We start from the raw sequence: 16,758 nt of genomic DNA on the forward strand, positions 1-16,758 counted from the left end.
AATGGATGCCCAGACCCACACCCTGCCCACGCCCGCTCCTGGCAACCTCTGGCGCCAGGCGCTGCGGCAGGCCTTCGTCAAGCTCGACCCACGGCAGCAGATCCGCTCGCCAGTAATGTTCGTGGTGGAGATCACCGCGCTGTTCTCCACCCTGCTGTGCCTGGCGCCGAACAATGGCGTCAGCACCGGGGTGGCGGTGCAGATCACCCTCTGGCTGTGGTTCACCCTCCTGTTCGCCAACTTCGCCGAAGCCCTCGCCGAAGGCCGCGGCAAGGCCCGCGCCGACAGCCTAAAGGGCATTGGCCAGCATCTCGCCGCACGCCTTGAGGAAAACGGCGAGCACCGGATGGTGCCGGCCAGCTCGCTGCGCAAGGGCCAGATCGTGCGAGTGGAAGCCGGCGAGCTGATCCCCGGCGACGGCGAGATCATCGAGGGCGTGGCCGCGGTCAACGAGGCGGCCATCACCGGTGAATCGGCGCCGGTGATCCGCGAATCCGGTGGCGATCGCTCGGCCGTCACCGGCAATACCCGCGTGGTGTCGGACTGGATCCGGGTGCGCATCACCGCCAACCCCGGCGAATCGACCCTGGACCGCATGATCGCCCTGGTGGAAGGCGCCAAGCGCCAGAAGACCCCCAACGAGGTCGCGCTGGACATCCTGCTGATCGGCCTGACGCTGATCTTCCTGCTGGTGGTGGTGACCCTGCAGCCCTTCGCCGCCCTGGCCGGTGGCGAGCTGCCGCTGCTGTTCCTGGTGGCCCTGCTGGTGACGCTGATCCCCACCACCATCGGCGGTTTGCTCTCGGCCATCGGCATCGCCGGCATGGATCGCCTGGTGCGGCTGAACGTGATCGCCACCTCGGGTCGCGCCGTGGAGGCCGCCGGGGACGTCCATACCCTGCTGCTGGACAAGACCGGCACCATTACCTTCGGCAACCGCCGCTGCAGCGCCCTGTACGCCGCCCAGGGCATCACCCCCAAGGCCCTGGCCGAGGGTGCCCTCTATGCATCGCTGGCCGACGAGACCCCGGAAGGCCGCTCGGTAGTTGAGTACCTGCGCAACCTGCACCCGCTGGAAGAGCCGCCACGCGCCCAGGTCGCGCCCATCCCCTTCAGCGCCGAGACGCGCCTGTCGGGCATCGACTGGCAGGGCCGTGAGTACCGCAAGGGGGCAGTGGACGCCGTGCTGATGTTTCTCGGCCAGACCCGCGCCGACCTGCCGGAGGTGCTGGCCCGGGAGATCGAGACCATCGCCAAGAGTGGCGGTACCCCGCTGCTGGTCTGCGGCGAAGGCCGGCTGCTGGGCGCCATCCACCTCAAGGACGTGGTCAAGCCGGGGATTCGCGAGCGCTTCGCCGAGCTGCGGACCCTCGGCATCCGCACCGTGATGGTGACCGGCGACAACCCCCTGACCGCCACCGCCATCGCCGCCGAGGCGGGCGTGGACGATGTCATCGCCGAAGCCACCCCGGAGAAGAAGCTGGAGCGCATCCGCAGCGAACAGGCCGAAGGCAAGCTGGTGGCCATGTGCGGCGACGGCGCCAATGACGCCCCTGCTCTGGCCCAGGCCGATGTCGGCATGGCGATGAACGACGGCACCCAGGCCGCCCGCGAGGCCGCCAACCTGGTGGACCTGGATTCGGACCCTACCAAGCTGCTCGACGTGGTGCAGGTGGGCAAGGAGCTGCTGGTGACCCGCGGCGCCCTGACCACCTTTTCGGTGGCCAATGACGTAGCCAAGTACTTCGCCATCCTGCCGGCGCTGTTCGCCGGCATCTATCCGCAGCTGAACGCGCTCAACGTGATGCACCTGGCCAGTCCGCAGAGCGCCATCCTTTCGGCCATCGTGTTCAACGCCCTGATCATCGTCGCGCTGATTCCCCTGGCATTGCGCGGGGTGCGGGTCAAGGCCGCCAGCGCTGCCGCCCTCTTGCGCCGCAACCTGTTGATCTATGGGCTGGGCGGCATCGCCGTGCCCTTCATCGGCATCAAAGCTATCGACCTGGCGCTCGGCGCCCTTGGTCTGGTCTGAGGAGACCGCCATGCTCATGCAATTGCGTTCCGCCGTGTTGATGCTCCTGCTGCTCAGCGCCCTGACCGGCGGCGTCTATCCCTTGTTGGTGACGGTGCTCGGCCAGGCGCTGTTCGCCGACCAGGCCGGCGGCAGCCTAATCCGCCGCAACGACGGCAGCGTCATCGGCTCCCGCCTGATCGCCCAGCAATTCACCGGTTCCGAGTGGTTCCAGCCGCGTCCTTCGGCCGGCGACTACGCCACCGTCTTCAGCAGCGCCAGCAACCTGGCGCAGTCGGCGCCAGCGTTGCGCGAGCGGATCAAAAAGGCCCTGCCGGACGTGCTGGCGGCCGGCCAGGGACCGGTGCCCCAGGAACTGGTGACCACCTCCGCCAGCGGCCTGGATCCTGACCTCAGCCCGGCCGGCGCCCGCTACCAGATCGCCCGTATCGCCGCCGCGCGCGGCCTCCCACCGGAGCGGCTGGAAGCCCTGGTACGCGAGCAGACACGCACCTCGCGCATCGGACCGGCAACGGTTAATGTCCTGCTTCTCAATCTGGCCCTGGCGGAACTGGCCCCATGACCGACAACACCGGGCGCGCCGAGGCGCTGCTCGCCGAACACCGCGAAGGGCGTGGTCGCCTCAAGGTCTTCCTCGGGGCGGCGCCGGGTGTCGGCAAGACCTACGCCATGCTGCAGGCGGCCCAGACCGCCCTGCGCCAGGGCCGCCGGGTACGGGCCGGCATCGTCGAGACCCATGGGCGCCGGGAGACCGCCGCCCTCCTCGCCGGCCTGCCGCAGCAGCCTCTGCGACGGGTGGAGCACCGTGGCCTCAAGCTCACCGAACTGGATCTGGAAGGCCTGCTGGCCGATCCGCCGGAGCTGGTGCTGGTCGACGAACTGGCCCACAGCAACGCCTCCGGCAGTCGCCATGCCAAGCGTTGGCAGGACGTGGAGGATCTGCTGGCCGCCGGGATCCACGTCTACACCACGGTCAACGTCCAGCACCTGGAAAGTCTCAACGACGAGGTGCGCGACATCACCGGCGTGCAGGTTCGCGAGACGGTACCGGACCAGGTGCTGCTCGATGCCGATGATCTGGTGCTCATCGACCTGCCACCGCGAGAACTGCTGGAGCGCCTGCGCGAGGGCAAGGTCTATGTACCCGAGCAGGCCCGTGCCGCCATCGACGCCTTCTTCAGCCAGACCAACCTCACGGCCCTGCGTGAACTGGCCATGCGCACGGCTGCGGCCCAGGTGGATTCGGCGCTCGCCCTGAGATACCGCCAGCAGGGCCAGGCCGCGCCGCCGCTGCTGGGCCGGCTGATCGTCGGCGCTGGCACCGCCCCTTCGGCGGAACGCCTGGTGCGCCACGCCAGCCGCCTGGCCGACCAGCGCCACCTGCCCTGGACCCTCGTCCACGTCGACACCGGCCAGCCGCTGGACGATGTCGCCCGCGCCAACCTGCAAGCTAGCCAGCGCCTGGCCGAACGGCTCGGCGGCGAGGTGCTGACCCTGCGCGACAGCGATCCCGCCCGGGCGCTGGTCCGTCATGCCCGCGACCAGCGCGCCAGCGTGCTGCTGATCGGCCGCGGCCGCCCGCGCGGCTTCAGCCTGAGGCGTCGCCTGGCCAGCCGCCTGTTGCGCCTGGCGCAGGGGCTGGAGATCGCCATTCTCGACCTGGACCGCGACGCTCCACTCACCACGCGTCCCCGGCGAACCCTGAAACCTGGCCCCTATGGCGTTGCCATCCTGGCGACCGGCGTGGCCGCGGCCATCGCCGAGGGCCTTTCCGGGTTGCTGGAGCTACCCAACATCTCGCTGATCTTTCTGGCGGCCGTCCTGCTGGTGGCGGTACGCAGCAGTCGCGGTCCGGCACTGTTCTGCGCGCTGCTGGGCTTTGTCGCCTATGACGTCCTGTTCATACCTCCTGCCTTCTCGCTGACCATCAATCGAGAGCAGGATGTACTCACCCTGGCCTTTTTCCTGCTGATGGCCCTGCTCACCGGCAACCTGGCCGCACGCCAGCGGCGACAGCTGCAGGCGCTGCGCCTGACCCAGCGCGAGACCCTGGCGCTGCTGGATTTCACTCGCCAGCTGAGCGCCGCCAGCGACCGCCAGGCGGTGGTCAGCGTGACCTTCAAGCAGCTGGGCACCACCACTCGACACGTCTGCCTGCTGTTGCCCGAAGACGGCGGACGGCTGGCGACCCAGCCCGCAGATCTGGCCCTGGCCGATAACGAGCGCATTGCCGCCGAGTGGGCCTGGAAGCAGGAAAAGCCAGCCGGTTGCGGTACCGACACCCTGCCGTCCGGTCGCTGGTGGTGGTGGCCGCTGCTGGCCGAGAGCGGCAGCCTCGCCGTCCTGGGCGTGCGCTGCGACGACGCCCAGCCGCTGGATCACGATGAACGTCGTCAACTTGCCAGCCTGGCGCAGCCGCTGGCCCAGGCCCTGGCCCGGGTTCGTCTCAGCGAAGACCTGGAGGCGGCCCGCCTGCACGGCGAGACCGAACAGCTGCGCAGCGCCCTGCTGGCCTCGGTATCCCACGACCTGCGCACCCCGCTGACGGTGATGCGTGGCTCCATCGATGCCCTCGCCACCCTGGGTGAGGCCATTCCCGCCAGCGATCGCCAGGAGTTGCTGGAGGCTACCCGCCAGGAGGCCGAGCGCCTCGACCGCTATATCCAGAATCTGCTGGACATGACCCGCCTGGGCCACGGCAGCCTGCAATTGGCCCGCGACTGGGTCGATCCCGGCGACATTCTCGCCAGCGCCTTGCAGCGTCTGCAGCCGCTGCTAACCGGGCTGCAGGTGGACACTCGGATCGAGCCGGGCCTGCCCCTCCTCTGGGTGCATCCGGCGCTGATCGAACAGGCCCTGGTCAATGTGCTGGAGAACGCCATCCGCTTCTCCGCACCCGGTGGGCGCCTGGAGATCTGCCTGGAGCGCCAAGACGGCGAGTTGCAGATCGCCGTGGCCGATGAAGGCCCGGGCATTCCGCCGGAAGACCGCTCGCGGATCTTCGACATGTTCTATACCGCCGCGCGCGGTGATCGGGGCGGCCAGGGCACCGGCCTGGGCCTGGCGATCTGTCAGGGCATGGTGGGCGCGCACGGCGGGCGGGTCAGCGTGGACGAGGGCCTGGGCGGCCGGGGCACGACGATGCGGATGCATCTGCCGCTGCCGGCGGCGCCACCTGCGGAATAAGCCTAAGTATCCCTGCAGCACCAGACGCTATGATGATGCCCTCCTGCCTGGAAAGCCCTAGATGCCTGCTCACGTCCTCGTCATCGACGACGAACCCCAGATCCGCAAGTTCTTGCGCATCAGCCTCGCCGCCCAGGGCTACCAGATCAGTGAAGCGGCCACCGGAACGGATGGCCTCGCCCAGGCGGCCTTGAGCCAGCCGGATCTAGTGATCCTCGACCTGGGCCTGCCGGATCGCGATGGCCAGGAGGTACTGGTCGAATTGCGCGAATGGTCCACGGTACCGGTACTGGTGCTGTCGGTACGGGCGGACGAGCGCGAAAAGGTCCGCGCCCTGGACGCCGGCGCCAACGACTATGTCACCAAGCCCTTCGGCATCCAAGAGTTTCTCGCCCGCAGCCGCGCGCTGTTGCGCCAAACCCCCGCCACAGCCGCCCACCAGGCCGCGGCGCTGGAAGTAGGCGCGCTGCGGGTGGATTTCGCCTATCGACAGGTAACACTTGCCGGTATCGAGATCGCCCTGACACGCAAGGAATACGCGGTCCTGGCCGCCCTCGCCCAACATCCCGGGCGTGTAGTGACTCAACGGCAATTGCTGATCGATATCTGGGGGCCGAGCCACGCCCAAGACAGCCATTACCTACGCATCGTGATCGGTCATTTGCGGCAGAAGTTGGCGGACGATCCGCTGGCGCCACGCTATATCGTGACCGAACCTGGCGTGGGTTATCGCTTGCGCGTTGATAACGGCTGAGCGAATCGGACGACACCATTGGTTTCGCTATAGACGAAGGCAGCCCGCCCAGTGTTTGCCACTAAGACGAACCCTCTTGTTGGCACTGGCCGCTACGGATACGCATCGGAAGCTGATATGGCAGTGGCAGACATCCGCCTCTTTTCAGCGGATAAAAGCCGAAAACCCGCGCGCTAGTCTGGCGACTGCAACTTCAGCTGCCGGTCTCAACCAAGAACTATCAGGGACAGCAGAAAAAGGATGCCGGTCGGTAGCGGAGCCTTGCGCTGTTACCGACCAACGTCCCGGCAGCAACTTACTGCAGCCAGCCTTCGACGGTATCGGCGCCGTGTTCGGCTTTCCAGGCCTTGAGCACCTTGTGGTTGCCACCCTTGGTTTCGATGACTTCGCCAGTCTTGGGGTGCTGATAACGCTTGGTGCTGCGCGGACGACGCTTGCCAGCCGGCTTTTCCGGATGCGGCGTCTGCGCCTTGTGCTTGGGGGCAGCGTTGGGATCCAGAATGCCAATGATATCGCCCAGGTTCATCTGGTATTCGTCCATCAACTCCTGCAGCTTGCTTTCGAATTCGATTTCCTTCTGCAGGGAACTGTCCTGCTTCAGATCTTCGAGCAATTGCAGTTGGGCGCGAAGTTGTTCTTCGGCGGCGCGGAATTCGGCGAGACGGGACATAGGCACTCCTGATGAAAAGTAACGGCGAGACGTGAGACTTCGCTGACGGGCGAAAGTTGAAGGCGAAGATAAAGGATTAATGCCAGAGTTGCCAGTGACAAATAAAAAGGGACGCGGCAAAGACCCTGTCTTGCAAACAAAAGTTGATTTAATTAAGCAATCCTTAACTAAAGCCAATCCCTTGGCGCCAGTTGTGCCTAATGGAGCGCGCGCCAACATTGGTAGGCGCCAACAGTACCCTGTAGTTCACGGCAGGATTCATGCTGGAAAAAGAGTAAAACAATCCCGTGAAAGTCACCTGGACACAACTTTTGCATGTCCAGGCAATTCGGCCAGAAGGCTCTGGTAGGCGCGTTAGGCCGATGCCTCTACGTCCGAACGAGCTTCGGGCAATGGTGACCAATTGAAGGTTTCCGCAATTACCCGCCGGTACGCCGTGTCGATGGACACCGGTGTCCGACGGATATAGTCGCGCGCATGAGTCTGACGATCGGGATCGAGTTTGCGCAGGTAGTCGAGCGCCTCTTCCACCGTGGGCATCCGCTGATTGAGCCCTGCGCTACGGGGTGGCAAGGCCGTCCAGACCACCGCCTCCAGCTCCTTCGCACGCGCCCACTCGCCAATACGTTGCTGGAACCCTGATTGCGGGCCGCTCGGCCAGCTGCCGATGCACTCAGGTTGTTCTCGCGGCACGCCCTCACGCTCGCGCAGGGCGTCGCGGGCTTCTTCCAGGCTATCGACAGCCAGGTAGGCCCAGAACACCTGAACGTCCGCGGCATCCTCACAGAGCACCGTGGCCAGCTCTCCGCTGTCGCCCTCCCGAGCGAACTCGATGGGTAACCGGGGTCCATCGACGAACCAATCCGAGGCCACCGGTAATTCCGCGGCCTTCCAGATCAACGACCCCCAGCCCAGACAGGCGATCTTCATGGCCACTCCCCGCGTATCGACGATGGGCATTGGAGGCCACCGAAGCGTTTGGGTTTCGCACCAGCAAGACGTGGCGACAAAAATTCAGGACGAAAAAAAGCGGCCACGAGGGCCGCTTCTTTCGATACCCGCGAGCCAGAGCTCGTGGGTGGTATGTGGCGCAGCGGACGGGACTCGAACCCGCGACCCCCGGCGTGACAGGCCGGTATTCTAACCGACTGAACTACCGCTGCGCATGGAAGCCTTGCGGCATCCTGCTGGCCTTTGCCGAGAACCTGTTCAGCGGGGTTCTCTGCACCAGCGGCCGCTAAGATACTGATTTATCAGGGAAGAAACAACAGGCACAGGAAAATATTTCTGATCGCGCCGCGAAGCCAGCCAGAAGCCCCGTTCTGTTCAAGCTCCGCCACCGCTCGCCTGCCGCCTGAGCAGGGTGAGAAACCCCTCCAGCGCCGCGCTGGGCACCTGTCCCGCGCGCAGCAGAATGCCGAAGGGTGTCAGGGGTTCGGTGATCTCCAGATCGAGGGACACCATCAGCCCGGTGCGCAGATGATCCCGTACCACCGCCTCGGTCAGTACCAGGATGGCGTCGGTGATCTGTACCAGCTGCAACATGGCGAACACCGAGCCGCATTCGATGACGTCCGCGGGTGGCGGCAGCTGCCGTCGGGCGAAGGCAGCCTCCAGGGCCACCCGTGCCGGGCTGGCTTCCGGCTGCAGGATCCAGGGCCACTCCGCCACCAGCTCCGCCAGATCGGGCGCGGCGCGACCGGTCAGCGGATGCCCGGTGCGCACCACCACCGCGAGGTGCTCGTTGCCCAGCGGCTCGAAGACGAAGCGTCCCAGGTCCGCCTGCTGGGTGAAGCGGGCGATGGCCACGTCGATCCGCTCCTGTTCGAGCAGCTCGGTGAGCTGGTCGCTGGTGTCGCCAAGGATGCGCAACTGCAGGCCGGGTTGGCGCGCCTTGCTCGCGGCGATGGCCCTGACCACCAGATCGGGCAAGGCGCCCATGATGGCGCCGATCGCCAGATGCCCATAGCCGCCGGAGCGCCGGGCGTCGAGATCCTCGGCGCAGCGATCCAGGCCATTCAAGGCGCGCCGCGCGAATTCCACGATCTCCATTCCCAGGGCCGTGACCTTCAAGCCCCGCGCCTGGCGCTCGAACAGCACGCAGCCAAAGGCCTCCTCGACCTCCTGCAACATGCGGGTGGTGGCGGGCTGGGACATGTGCAGGGCTTCCGCGGCGCGGTGCAGGTTGAGGGTCCCGGCCAGGGTCGCCAGCATCAGCAGATGCTTGTAGCGCAATCGATTGAACAGCGCGCGGGCATGAGGGGAGGCGTTCATCTGCAGCATCCTTGTGGAGAGATCAGTGATGCGTCCTGAGCGAGTCGGCGGGTCTGGCCAAGGCCACGTCGCCTGCCGATACCTTAAGGGTATCGATACTTAACCAAAAGCGATTATCCAGGCATTGCAACTGCGACTACCTTGGGCCGTGGCCGAATCACAACAACAAGAGAGATCGCCATGCACACCTCCCTGTCACCGGGGCTGGTCGCCAAGGTCACCCGGCGCCTGCTGCCCTTCCTGCTGCTGATGTACGTCATGGCCTTTCTCGACCGGGCCAACGTAGGTTTCGCCAAGGTCGCCTTCCAGGCCGATACCGGCATCTCCGACGCGGCCTTCGCCCTTGGCGCCGGGATCTTCTTCGTCGGCTACGCCTTTCTCGAGATTCCCAGCAACCTGATCATGCACCGCGTCGGCGCCCGCCTGTGGATGTGCCGCATCATGGTGACCTGGGGGTTGATCTCCGCCGCCATGATGTTCGCCCATACGGCGACCTCCTTCTATGTGCTGCGCTTCCTGCTCGGGGTAGCCGAAGCCGGCTTCTTTCCCGGGGTCATCCTCTACCTCACTTACTGGTTTCCCTCGCGCTACCGCGCCCGGGCGCTGGGTTTCTTCTATTTCGGCGCGCCCCTGGCCTTCATCTTCGGCAGCCCGCTGTCGGGGCTGCTGCTGGAATTCGACGGCTTCGGCGGCCTGCACGGCTGGCAATGGATGTTCCTGGTGGAAGGGGCGCTGGCCAGCCTGGTGGGGGTCTGGGCCTGGTTCTACCTGGACAACCAGCCGCGCGATGCGCGTTGGCTGAGCGATGCGGAAAAGCAGGCGCTGCAACAGGCGCTGGATGCCGAGGACGCCGCCAAGCCCCATCACGGCGGGCTGCTGCGTCTGCTCGGTCAGCCGCGCATCCTCCTGCTGTGCAGTATCTACCTGCTGATCCAGGCCAGCGTCTATGGCGTGGTCTTCTACCTGCCGACCCAGGTGGCTGGCCTGCTGGGGCAGAAGGTCGGTTTGCTGGTCGGCCTGGTCTCGGCGATTCCCTGGGTCTGCGCCCTGCTCGCCGCCTGGCTGATCCCCAGCTGGTCGGATCGTACCGGCGAACGCCGCCGCACCGCGGCCGCCACCCTGGCCATTTCCGGACTGGGCATCGCCGCCTCGGTGACCTTCTCGCCGCTCTATGCGCTGATCGCCCTGTGCTTCGCCGCCGCCGGCTTCATCGCCGTGCAGCCGCTGTTCTGGACCTTTCCGTCCGACCAGTTGCGCGGCAGCGCCGCGGCCGGCGGCATCGCCCTGATCAACACCTGCGGCGCCATCGGCGGCTTCATCGCGCCCCTGGCCAAGCGCTGGGCCGAGGTGACCTTCGCCCACCCTGGCGCCGGCCTCTACCTGCTCGCCGGGACCACCCTGGTGGCGGCCGCCCTGATTCTCGGCTTGCGCCAGCGTCGCCAGGTCGATCCCCAAGCCCAGCTCACGCCCAGTCACTAAGGGAGCCCTTTCCATGACCCTACCCACCATCAAGCAGGTTCGTGCCTACACCCTTCGTGGTGGCGGCGCCGATTATCACGACCAGGGCGACGGCCACTGGATCGACGACCATATCGCCACGCCCATGGCCAAGTACCCGGAATACCGCAAGAGCCGCCGCAGCTTCGGCATCAACGTGCTGGGCACCCTGGTGGTGGAAGTCGAGGCCAGTGACGGTACCGTGGGCTTCGCCGTCACCACCGGCGGCGAGCTGGGCGCCTTCATCGTCGAGCGGCATCTGGCACGCTTCCTGGAGGGCGCCAAGGTCACCGACGTGGAGAAGATCTGGGACCAGATGTATCTCTCCACCCTCTACTACGGCCGCAAGGGCATAGTGCTCAACACCATCTCCGGAGTGGATCTTGCGCTCTGGGACCTGCTCGGCAAGCTGCGCCAGGAACCGGTACACCAGTTGCTCGGCGGCGCCGTCCGTGACGAATTGCAGTTCTATGCCACCGGCGCCCGGCCGGACCTGGCCAAGGAGATGGGTTTCATCGGTGGCAAGCTGCCGCTGCAGCACGGCCCGGCCGAGGGTGAAGAGGGCCTGCGCAAGAATCTCGAGGCCCTGGCGACCATGCGCGAACGGGTCGGCGACGACTTCTGGCTGATGCTCGACTGCTGGATGAGCCTGGACCTGAACTACGCCACCCGCCTGGCCCAGGGCGCCCATGAATTCGGCCTCAAGTGGATCGAGGAGGCATTGCCGCCGGACGACTACTGGGGCTATGCCGAACTCAGGCGCAACGTGCCGCGCGGGATGCTGGTCACCACCGGGGAGCACGAGGCCACCCGCTGGGGCTTCCGGCTACTGCTGGAGATGGGCTGCTGCGACATCCTCCAGCCCGACGTCGGCTGGTGCGGTGGCCTCACCGAGCTGGTGCGCATCTCGGCACTGGCCGATGCCCACAACGCCCTGGTGGTGCCCCACGGCTCCTCGGTCTACAGCTACCACTTCGTCATTACCCGCACCAACAGCCCCTTCGCCGAATTCCTGATGATGGCGCCCAAGGCCGACGAGGTGGTGCCCATGTTCCATCCGCAACTGCTCGACGAACCCGTACCGGTGCGGGGCCGCATGCGCGCCTCGGCGCTGGATCGGCCTGGCTTCGGCGTGCGCCTCAATCCGGAGTGCGCCCTGGAACGACCCTATAGCCACTGAGGCGTTGCCCGGGAGGGCTGGATGAAAGCGACCCAAGATACCCTGGTGACACCGGTACCGGATGCGCGCCCCGCCGCGACGCCACTACCCCCCAAGAGTGCCCGCCTCAAGCGGGTGCAGGTAGTCGCCCTGGCGCTGCTGGTGCTGGCCGGCTTCGTCAACTACCTCGACCGTAGCACCTTGGCCATCGCCAACCAGACCATCAGCGGCGAGCTGGGCTTCACGCCGACCGAGATGGGCCTACTGCTGTCGGCCTTCGCCTGGGCCTATGCCTTTGCCCAGTTGCCCATCGGCGGCTTGCTGGACCGCTTCGGCGCGCGCCTGACCCTGGGCCTGGGCATCTGCCTCTGGTCAATCGCCCAAGGCGTGCTGGGGCTGCTCAGCAGCCTGCACCTGATGATCCTCGCCCGCATCGGCCTGGGTATCGGCGAGGCGCCGCAATTCCCGGCCGGTGCCAAGGTGGTCAGCGAGTGGTTCAACGTCCGCGAGCGCGGCCTGCCCTCCGGCATCTTCAACCTGTCGTCGTCCCTGGGGCCGGCGATCTCCCAGCCGATCCTCACCGCCCTGCTGCTCTGGCTCGGCTGGCGGCAGATGTTCATCGCCATGGGCGTGCTCGGCGTCGCCGTGGCGGCGCTCTGGTACCTGAGCTATCGCGACCGGGTCCAGGTGGCGCTGGATGCCGCCGAGCGGGCGCATCTGGACGCTGGCCTGCCGCCTCAGGATGCCGGTCTGCGGCTGACCTTCGCCGACTGGCTGGGGCTATTCCGCCGCCGCCTGACCTGGGGCGTGGTGATTGGCTATGTGGGCATCATCTACATGCTGTCGCTGTTCCTGACCTGGCTGCCGGCCTACCTGGAACGGGTCCATCACCTGTCCCTGTCCCAGGCCGGCTGGGTCGCCAGCCTGCCGTTCCTGGCCGGGGCCTGTGGCGTCATCAGAGGCGGCCTGCTGGTGGATCGCCTGACCCGCAGCGGTCGCAGCCTGGCCTTCAGCCGCAAGTTGCCGATCTGTGGCGGTCTTGCCGCGGCCGGGCTGTTCGCCCTGTGCAGCGCCGGGGTAACCGGCATCGGCAGCGTCATCCTCTGCTTCAGCCTGGCGTTGTTCAGCCTCAACGTAGCGGTAGCCGGCACCTGGTCACTGGTCAGCGTCGCGGTGCCTTCGCATCAGGTGGCGTCCCTGGCCAGCATCCAGAATTTTGGCGGCTACTTTGGCGGCGCCTTCGCCCCGGTCATCACCGGCATGATCGTCCAGCAGACCGGCTCCTTCGGTCTCGCGCTGGGCATCGCCGCCGCCGTCGCGGTGGCCGGCGCCCTGAGCTATGGGCTGCTGGTGCGCCTCCCCGATACCCCTTCCTGAATCCTCCTGGAGACCGTCATGGATCTGCCCCGCAATCCCTTCAAGGCCCGCCTGGCGGGCAGCGACACCCTCTACGGCCTTTGGGCCGGCTTCGCCACCGGCTACGCCGCCGAGATCGCCGCCAGTACCGGCTACGACTGGCTGCTGATCGACGGCGAGCACGCCCCCAACACGGTGCCAAGCATCCTCGCGCAATTGCAGGCGGTGGCGCCCTATTCCACGGCACCGGTGGTGCGCTGCATGACCGGCGATGCGGTGCTGATCAAGCAGTTGCTGGACATCGGCGTGCAGACGCTGATGGTGCCCATGGTGGAGACCGCCGAGCAGGCCCGCGCCCTGGTACGAGCCATGCGCTATCCGCCCCACGGCATCCGTGGCGTCGGCGGCGGCCTGGCCCGCGCCACCCGGTGGGACGCAGTGCCCGACTACCTGCACACCGCCCATAGCGAGCTGTGCCTGATCGTCCAGGTGGAATCGCGCCTGGGCAGCGACAATGTCGCCGAGATCGCTGCGGTGGAGGGGGTGGACGCCGTCTTCGTCGGTCCGGCGGACCTCTCCAGTGGCCTGGGACATGCCGGCAATCCGGGCCATCCGGAGGTCCAGGCGCGTATCCGCGCGGCCATCGAGGCGACCCGCGCCGCCGGCAAGGTGGCCGGGATCCTCGCCCCCCAGGAAGACGATGCCCGGCGCTATCGCGACTGGGGGTGCCAGTTCGTTGCCGTCGGCATCGACATCAGCCTGTTCCGCCAGGCGGCGCTGGCCAACCTGGCCCGCTATCGCCCCCTCGAAGCGCCCGAGGCGCCCTCTCGCACCTACTGACCCGGAGTCCGCCATGGCCGATCTGTCCCTCTACCAGAACTACATCGATGGCCGTTTCCTGCCGGCCGCCGAGGACTTTCTCGTCCATAACCCGGCCACCGGCGAGGCCCTGGCCCGGGTGCCGGCGTCCAGTCGCGAAGACGTCGATCAGGCGATCGCCGCCGCCCGCCGTGCCCAGAAGGCCTGGGCGCGCAAGCCAGCCATCGAGCGCGCCGGCTATCTACGGCGCATCGCGGCAAAGCTGCGCGAGCACGCACCGCGGCTGGCCCGGACCATTGTCGCCGAACAGGGCAAGGTCCATGACCTGGCCGAGGTGGAGGTCAATTTCACCGCCGACTATCTCGACTACATGGCCGAGTGGGCGCGGCGCATCGAAGGCGAAATCATCACCAGCGACCGACCCGACGAGCAGATCTTTCTACTGCGCAAGCCGCTGGGCGTGGTGGCCGGCATCCTGCCCTGGAACTTCCCCTTCTTCCTGATCGCCCGCAAGCTGGCGCCGGCGCTGATCACCGGCAACACCATCGTCATCAAGCCCAGCGAAGAAACCCCGATCAATGCCCATGAATTCGCCCGCCTGGTGGCCGAGACCGACCTGCCGCCCGGGGTCTTCAACCTGGTCAGCGGTGCCGGCGCCGTGGGGGGCCAGCTCAGTGCCCATGCCGGCATCGACATGGTCAGCTTTACCGGCAGCGTCGGCACCGGCTCGCGGATCATGGCCGCTGCGGCACCGAATCTGACCAAGCTCAACCTGGAGCTAGGCGGCAAGGCGCCGGCCATCGTCCTGGCCGATGCCGACCTGGACCTGGCGGTACGCGCCATCCGCGATTCGCGCATCATCAACACCGGCCAGGTGTGCAACTGCGCCGAGCGCGTCTATGTGGAGCGCGCGGTGGCCGAGGACTTCATCGAGCGTATCGGCCGCGCCATGGCCGCCACCCGCTATGGCGACCCCCAGGCTGATGCTGGCGTGGAGATGGGGCCGTTGATCAACGCCGCCGGCCTGGACAAGGTGGCGGCCAAGGTCGACGTCGCCCTCGGCCAGGGCGCTCGCCTGGTCACCGGCGGCAACCGCGCCGACCTGGGCCGCGGCTTTCACTTCCAGCCCACGGTACTGGCGGACTGTCGCGCCGAGATGCCGATCATGCGCGAGGAGATCTTTGGCCCGGTGCTGCCGATCCAGGTGGTGGACGATCTCGACGAAGCCATCGCCCTGGCCAACGACTGCGAATACGGCCTGACCTCCTCCGTCTATACGCGCAGCCTGAGCAAGGCCATGCACGCCATGCGCGAGATCGACTTCGGCGAGACCTACATCAACCGGGAAAACTTCGAGGCCATGCAGGGCTTTCACGCCGGGGTGCGCAAGTCCGGCATCGGTGGCGCGGACGGCAAGCACGGGCTCTATGAGTACACCCACACCCAGGTGGTCTATCTGCAGGGCTAGGGATCGAGGCTGGTGGCTACCCGCTTCGCTCGAATGTTCCTGGGCGAACGCGGGTCGAAACAGGCGCAATCCAAGATCAGGCACGGGCCAGCGGCCCCAGGGAGACCAGATGCAGAACTACCACATCGTACCTACCGACACCGGCTGGGAATTCAAAGAGGAGCATGGCGATCGTGCCCTGCTCAAGGCGTCGACCAAGGACGCCATCGTCCACCAGGCGGCGCAATACCTGGATGGCAAGACCGGCAGCGTCAAGATCCACACCAGCGACGGTCGTATCGAGGAAGAGCGTACCTATCCACGCAGTGCGGATCCGGCCCAGTCCAAGGGCTGACGCATCAGGACCTTGCTGCTGAGCACGGCAGGGTCCTGCTTTGACCGCATCCCCTCGCCTACCATCCGTAGCGGTGGTATACCGTAAGACCATAACAATCAGAATGGCGGTCAGCGAGGTCAGCATGAATTCATCTCCGCGTTTCTGCTGCCAGTGCGGCAGTGCCGAACTCCGACGTGGCCGGCCCGCCGGGGATAGCCACGAGCGGCTGCTGTGCGGCGCCTGCGGTCATGTGCTCTATGACAATCCGCGAGTGATCGCAGGCTGCCTGGTGGAGCACGAGGGACGCTACCTGCTCTGCCGCCGGGCCATCGAGCCACGCCGGGGCTACTGGACACTACCGGCAGGCTTCATGGAGAACGACGAGAGCGCCGAGCAGGCCGCGCTGCGGGAGACCTGGGAGGAAAGCGGGGTCAGGGCCCGAATCCTCGCGCCCTACTCCATCTTCAATGCGGCGGGCGTCAATCAGGTCTACCTGATCTTCCGCGCCGAATTGGTCGAAATCGACGCCGAGGCTGGCATTGAAACCCTGGAGCGCCGCTTTTTCGCACCGGACGAGTTGCCTTGGGCCGACCTGGCCTATCCCTCGATTCGCCAGATCCTCGAACGCCGGCTTCAAGAACAGGTACAGGGCCATCATGGCCTCTATTTCGGGACCGCGGAAGCCGGACAGTTGCATACCCTTGGCTGACGTGAGCGGGCCCCGTTGGGCTTCAACGATGGAGCCGTCTCAGCCCAACCTACGATAGGCGCGTAGGTTGGGCTGAGCATAGCGAAGCCCAACACATCCAGACTCGGTGCCTCCCGTTGGGCTTCAACGACGGAGCCGTTTCAGCCCAACCTACGAGAGGCGTGTAGGTTGGGCTGAGCGTAGCGAAGCCCAACGAACGGGATCAGACGCCCAGGCAGAGGTACTTGATCTCCAGGTATTCCTCGATGCCGTACTTGGAACCCTCGCGGCCCAGGCCCGACGCCTTGACGCCGCCAAAGGGCGCGACTTCGTTGGAGATCAGGCCGGTATTGATGCCGACCATGCCGTACTCCAGCGCCTCGGCCACGCGGAATACGCGGGACAGGTCGCGGGCATAGAAGTAGGAGGCCAGGCCGAACTCGGTGTCGTTGGCCAGCTCGATGACCTCGGCCTCGTCCTTGAAGCGGAACAGCGGCGCCAGCGGGCCGAAGGTCTCTTCCTTGGACACCTTGGCGCTC

General features: G+C 66.5%; 15 protein-coding genes and 1 tRNA gene. 11 read left to right on the plus strand and 5 right to left on the minus strand.

The window, feature by feature from the left end:
• Position 1: 1 nt before the first annotated feature.
• The 4 genes from kdpB (at position 2) to ACUCV0_RS17730 (ending at position 5,972) form a co-directional block, all read left to right on the plus strand.
• Positions 2-2,032, plus strand: coding sequence for a potassium-transporting ATPase subunit KdpB (gene kdpB / locus ACUCV0_RS17715; protein ID WP_482213269.1), 2,031 nt, complete (start codon positions 2-4; stop codon positions 2,030-2,032).
• 10 nt (positions 2,033-2,042) lie between these two features.
• Complete coding sequence (gene kdpC, locus ACUCV0_RS17720; RefSeq protein ID WP_482213270.1) at positions 2,043-2,594, plus strand: potassium-transporting ATPase subunit KdpC; 552 nt, start codon at positions 2,043-2,045, stop codon at positions 2,592-2,594.
• Positions 2,591-5,218, plus strand: a complete 2,628-nt coding sequence (locus tag ACUCV0_RS17725) for an ATP-binding protein (RefSeq protein WP_482213271.1) — start codon at positions 2,591-2,593, stop codon at positions 5,216-5,218. The genes kdpC and ACUCV0_RS17725 overlap by 4 nt, the downstream gene beginning before the upstream one ends.
• A gap of 61 nt (positions 5,219-5,279) precedes the next feature.
• Positions 5,280-5,972: a response regulator gene (locus tag ACUCV0_RS17730; protein ID WP_482213272.1), complete on the plus strand. Its 693-nt coding sequence runs from the start codon at positions 5,280-5,282 to the stop codon at positions 5,970-5,972.
• A 295-nt stretch (positions 5,973-6,267) separates the two neighbouring features.
• Here ACUCV0_RS17730 and ACUCV0_RS17735 read toward each other — a convergent pair whose 3' ends face one another.
• The 4 genes from ACUCV0_RS17735 to ACUCV0_RS17750 form a co-directional block, all read right to left on the minus strand.
• Positions 6,268-6,642: a histone-like nucleoid-structuring protein, MvaT/MvaU family gene (locus ACUCV0_RS17735; protein ID WP_059315025.1), complete on the minus strand. Its 375-nt coding sequence runs from the start codon at positions 6,640-6,642 to the stop codon at positions 6,268-6,270.
• A gap of 354 nt (positions 6,643-6,996) precedes the next feature.
• On the minus strand, positions 6,997-7,572 hold the full coding sequence (locus tag ACUCV0_RS17740; protein WP_482213273.1) for a hypothetical protein: 576 nt from the start codon (positions 7,570-7,572) through the stop codon (positions 6,997-6,999).
• Between the two features lie 156 nt (positions 7,573-7,728).
• Positions 7,729-7,805 (minus strand) — tRNA-Asp (locus tag ACUCV0_RS17745).
• Positions 7,806-7,968: 163 nt separating this feature from the next.
• Entirely contained in the window at positions 7,969-8,916 is a 948-nt protein-coding gene (locus ACUCV0_RS17750; protein WP_313649697.1) for a LysR family transcriptional regulator, read from the minus strand.
• Between the two features lie 180 nt (positions 8,917-9,096).
• Between ACUCV0_RS17750 and ACUCV0_RS17755 the strand changes: the two genes are divergently transcribed.
• The 7 genes from ACUCV0_RS17755 (at position 9,097) to ACUCV0_RS17785 (ending at position 16,240) form a co-directional block, all read left to right on the plus strand.
• On the plus strand, positions 9,097-10,395 hold the full coding sequence (locus ACUCV0_RS17755) for an MFS transporter (RefSeq protein ID WP_482213274.1): 1,299 nt from the start codon (positions 9,097-9,099) through the stop codon (positions 10,393-10,395).
• Positions 10,396-10,408: 13 nt separating this feature from the next.
• Complete coding sequence (rhmD, locus tag ACUCV0_RS17760) at positions 10,409-11,593, plus strand: L-rhamnonate dehydratase (RefSeq protein WP_313649699.1); 1,185 nt, start codon at positions 10,409-10,411, stop codon at positions 11,591-11,593.
• 21 nt (positions 11,594-11,614) lie between these two features.
• A complete protein-coding gene (locus tag ACUCV0_RS17765; protein ID WP_482213275.1) occupies positions 11,615-12,949 on the plus strand; it encodes an MFS transporter in 1,335 nt (444 codons plus the stop codon).
• An 18-nt stretch (positions 12,950-12,967) separates the two neighbouring features.
• Positions 12,968-13,768, plus strand: coding sequence for an aldolase/citrate lyase family protein (locus ACUCV0_RS17770; protein ID WP_482213276.1), 801 nt, complete (start codon positions 12,968-12,970; stop codon positions 13,766-13,768).
• 13 nt (positions 13,769-13,781) lie between these two features.
• Positions 13,782-15,215, plus strand: a complete 1,434-nt coding sequence (gene aldA, locus ACUCV0_RS17775; protein ID WP_482213277.1) for an aldehyde dehydrogenase — start codon at positions 13,782-13,784, stop codon at positions 15,213-15,215.
• A gap of 109 nt (positions 15,216-15,324) precedes the next feature.
• On the plus strand, positions 15,325-15,549 hold the full coding sequence (locus ACUCV0_RS17780) for a DUF2188 domain-containing protein (protein ID WP_059315031.1): 225 nt from the start codon (positions 15,325-15,327) through the stop codon (positions 15,547-15,549).
• 124 nt (positions 15,550-15,673) lie between these two features.
• A complete protein-coding gene (locus ACUCV0_RS17785; protein ID WP_313649703.1) occupies positions 15,674-16,240 on the plus strand; it encodes an NUDIX hydrolase in 567 nt (188 codons plus the stop codon).
• A 202-nt stretch (positions 16,241-16,442) separates the two neighbouring features.
• Here the strand turns inward: ACUCV0_RS17785 and ACUCV0_RS17790 are convergent.
• Positions 16,443-16,758, minus strand: a 316-nt coding sequence (locus tag ACUCV0_RS17790; protein WP_482213278.1) for an aldehyde dehydrogenase family protein, incomplete at its 5' end; no start/stop codon positions are given.

Source organism: Pseudomonas sp. VMV1 (assembly GCF_056790235.1).

Excerpts from the sequence above, each read along its gene's own strand:
- kdpB (WP_482213269.1), top strand. The coding sequence starts at position 2 with ATGGATGCCCAGACCCACACCCTGCCCACGCCCGCTCCTGGCAACCTC.
- kdpC (WP_482213270.1), top strand. The coding sequence starts at position 2,043 with ATGCTCATGCAATTGCGTTCCGCCGTGTTGATGCTCCTGCTGCTCAGC.
- ACUCV0_RS17725 (WP_482213271.1), top strand. The coding sequence starts at position 2,591 with ATGACCGACAACACCGGGCGCGCCGAGGCGCTGCTCGCCGAACACCGC.
- ACUCV0_RS17730 (WP_482213272.1), top strand. The coding sequence starts at position 5,280 with ATGCCTGCTCACGTCCTCGTCATCGACGACGAACCCCAGATCCGCAAG.
- ACUCV0_RS17735 (WP_059315025.1), bottom strand. The coding sequence starts at position 6,642 with ATGTCCCGTCTCGCCGAATTCCGCGCCGCCGAAGAACAACTTCGCGCC.
- ACUCV0_RS17740 (WP_482213273.1), bottom strand. The coding sequence starts at position 7,572 with ATGAAGATCGCCTGTCTGGGCTGGGGGTCGTTGATCTGGAAGGCCGCG.
- ACUCV0_RS17750 (WP_313649697.1), bottom strand. The coding sequence starts at position 8,916 with ATGAACGCCTCCCCTCATGCCCGCGCGCTGTTCAATCGATTGCGCTAC.
- ACUCV0_RS17755 (WP_482213274.1), top strand. The coding sequence starts at position 9,097 with ATGCACACCTCCCTGTCACCGGGGCTGGTCGCCAAGGTCACCCGGCGC.
- rhmD (WP_313649699.1), top strand. The coding sequence starts at position 10,409 with ATGACCCTACCCACCATCAAGCAGGTTCGTGCCTACACCCTTCGTGGT.
- ACUCV0_RS17765 (WP_482213275.1), top strand. The coding sequence starts at position 11,615 with ATGAAAGCGACCCAAGATACCCTGGTGACACCGGTACCGGATGCGCGC.
- ACUCV0_RS17770 (WP_482213276.1), top strand. The coding sequence starts at position 12,968 with ATGGATCTGCCCCGCAATCCCTTCAAGGCCCGCCTGGCGGGCAGCGAC.
- aldA (WP_482213277.1), top strand. The coding sequence starts at position 13,782 with ATGGCCGATCTGTCCCTCTACCAGAACTACATCGATGGCCGTTTCCTG.
- ACUCV0_RS17780 (WP_059315031.1), top strand. The coding sequence starts at position 15,325 with ATGCAGAACTACCACATCGTACCTACCGACACCGGCTGGGAATTCAAA.
- ACUCV0_RS17785 (WP_313649703.1), top strand. The coding sequence starts at position 15,674 with ATGAATTCATCTCCGCGTTTCTGCTGCCAGTGCGGCAGTGCCGAACTC.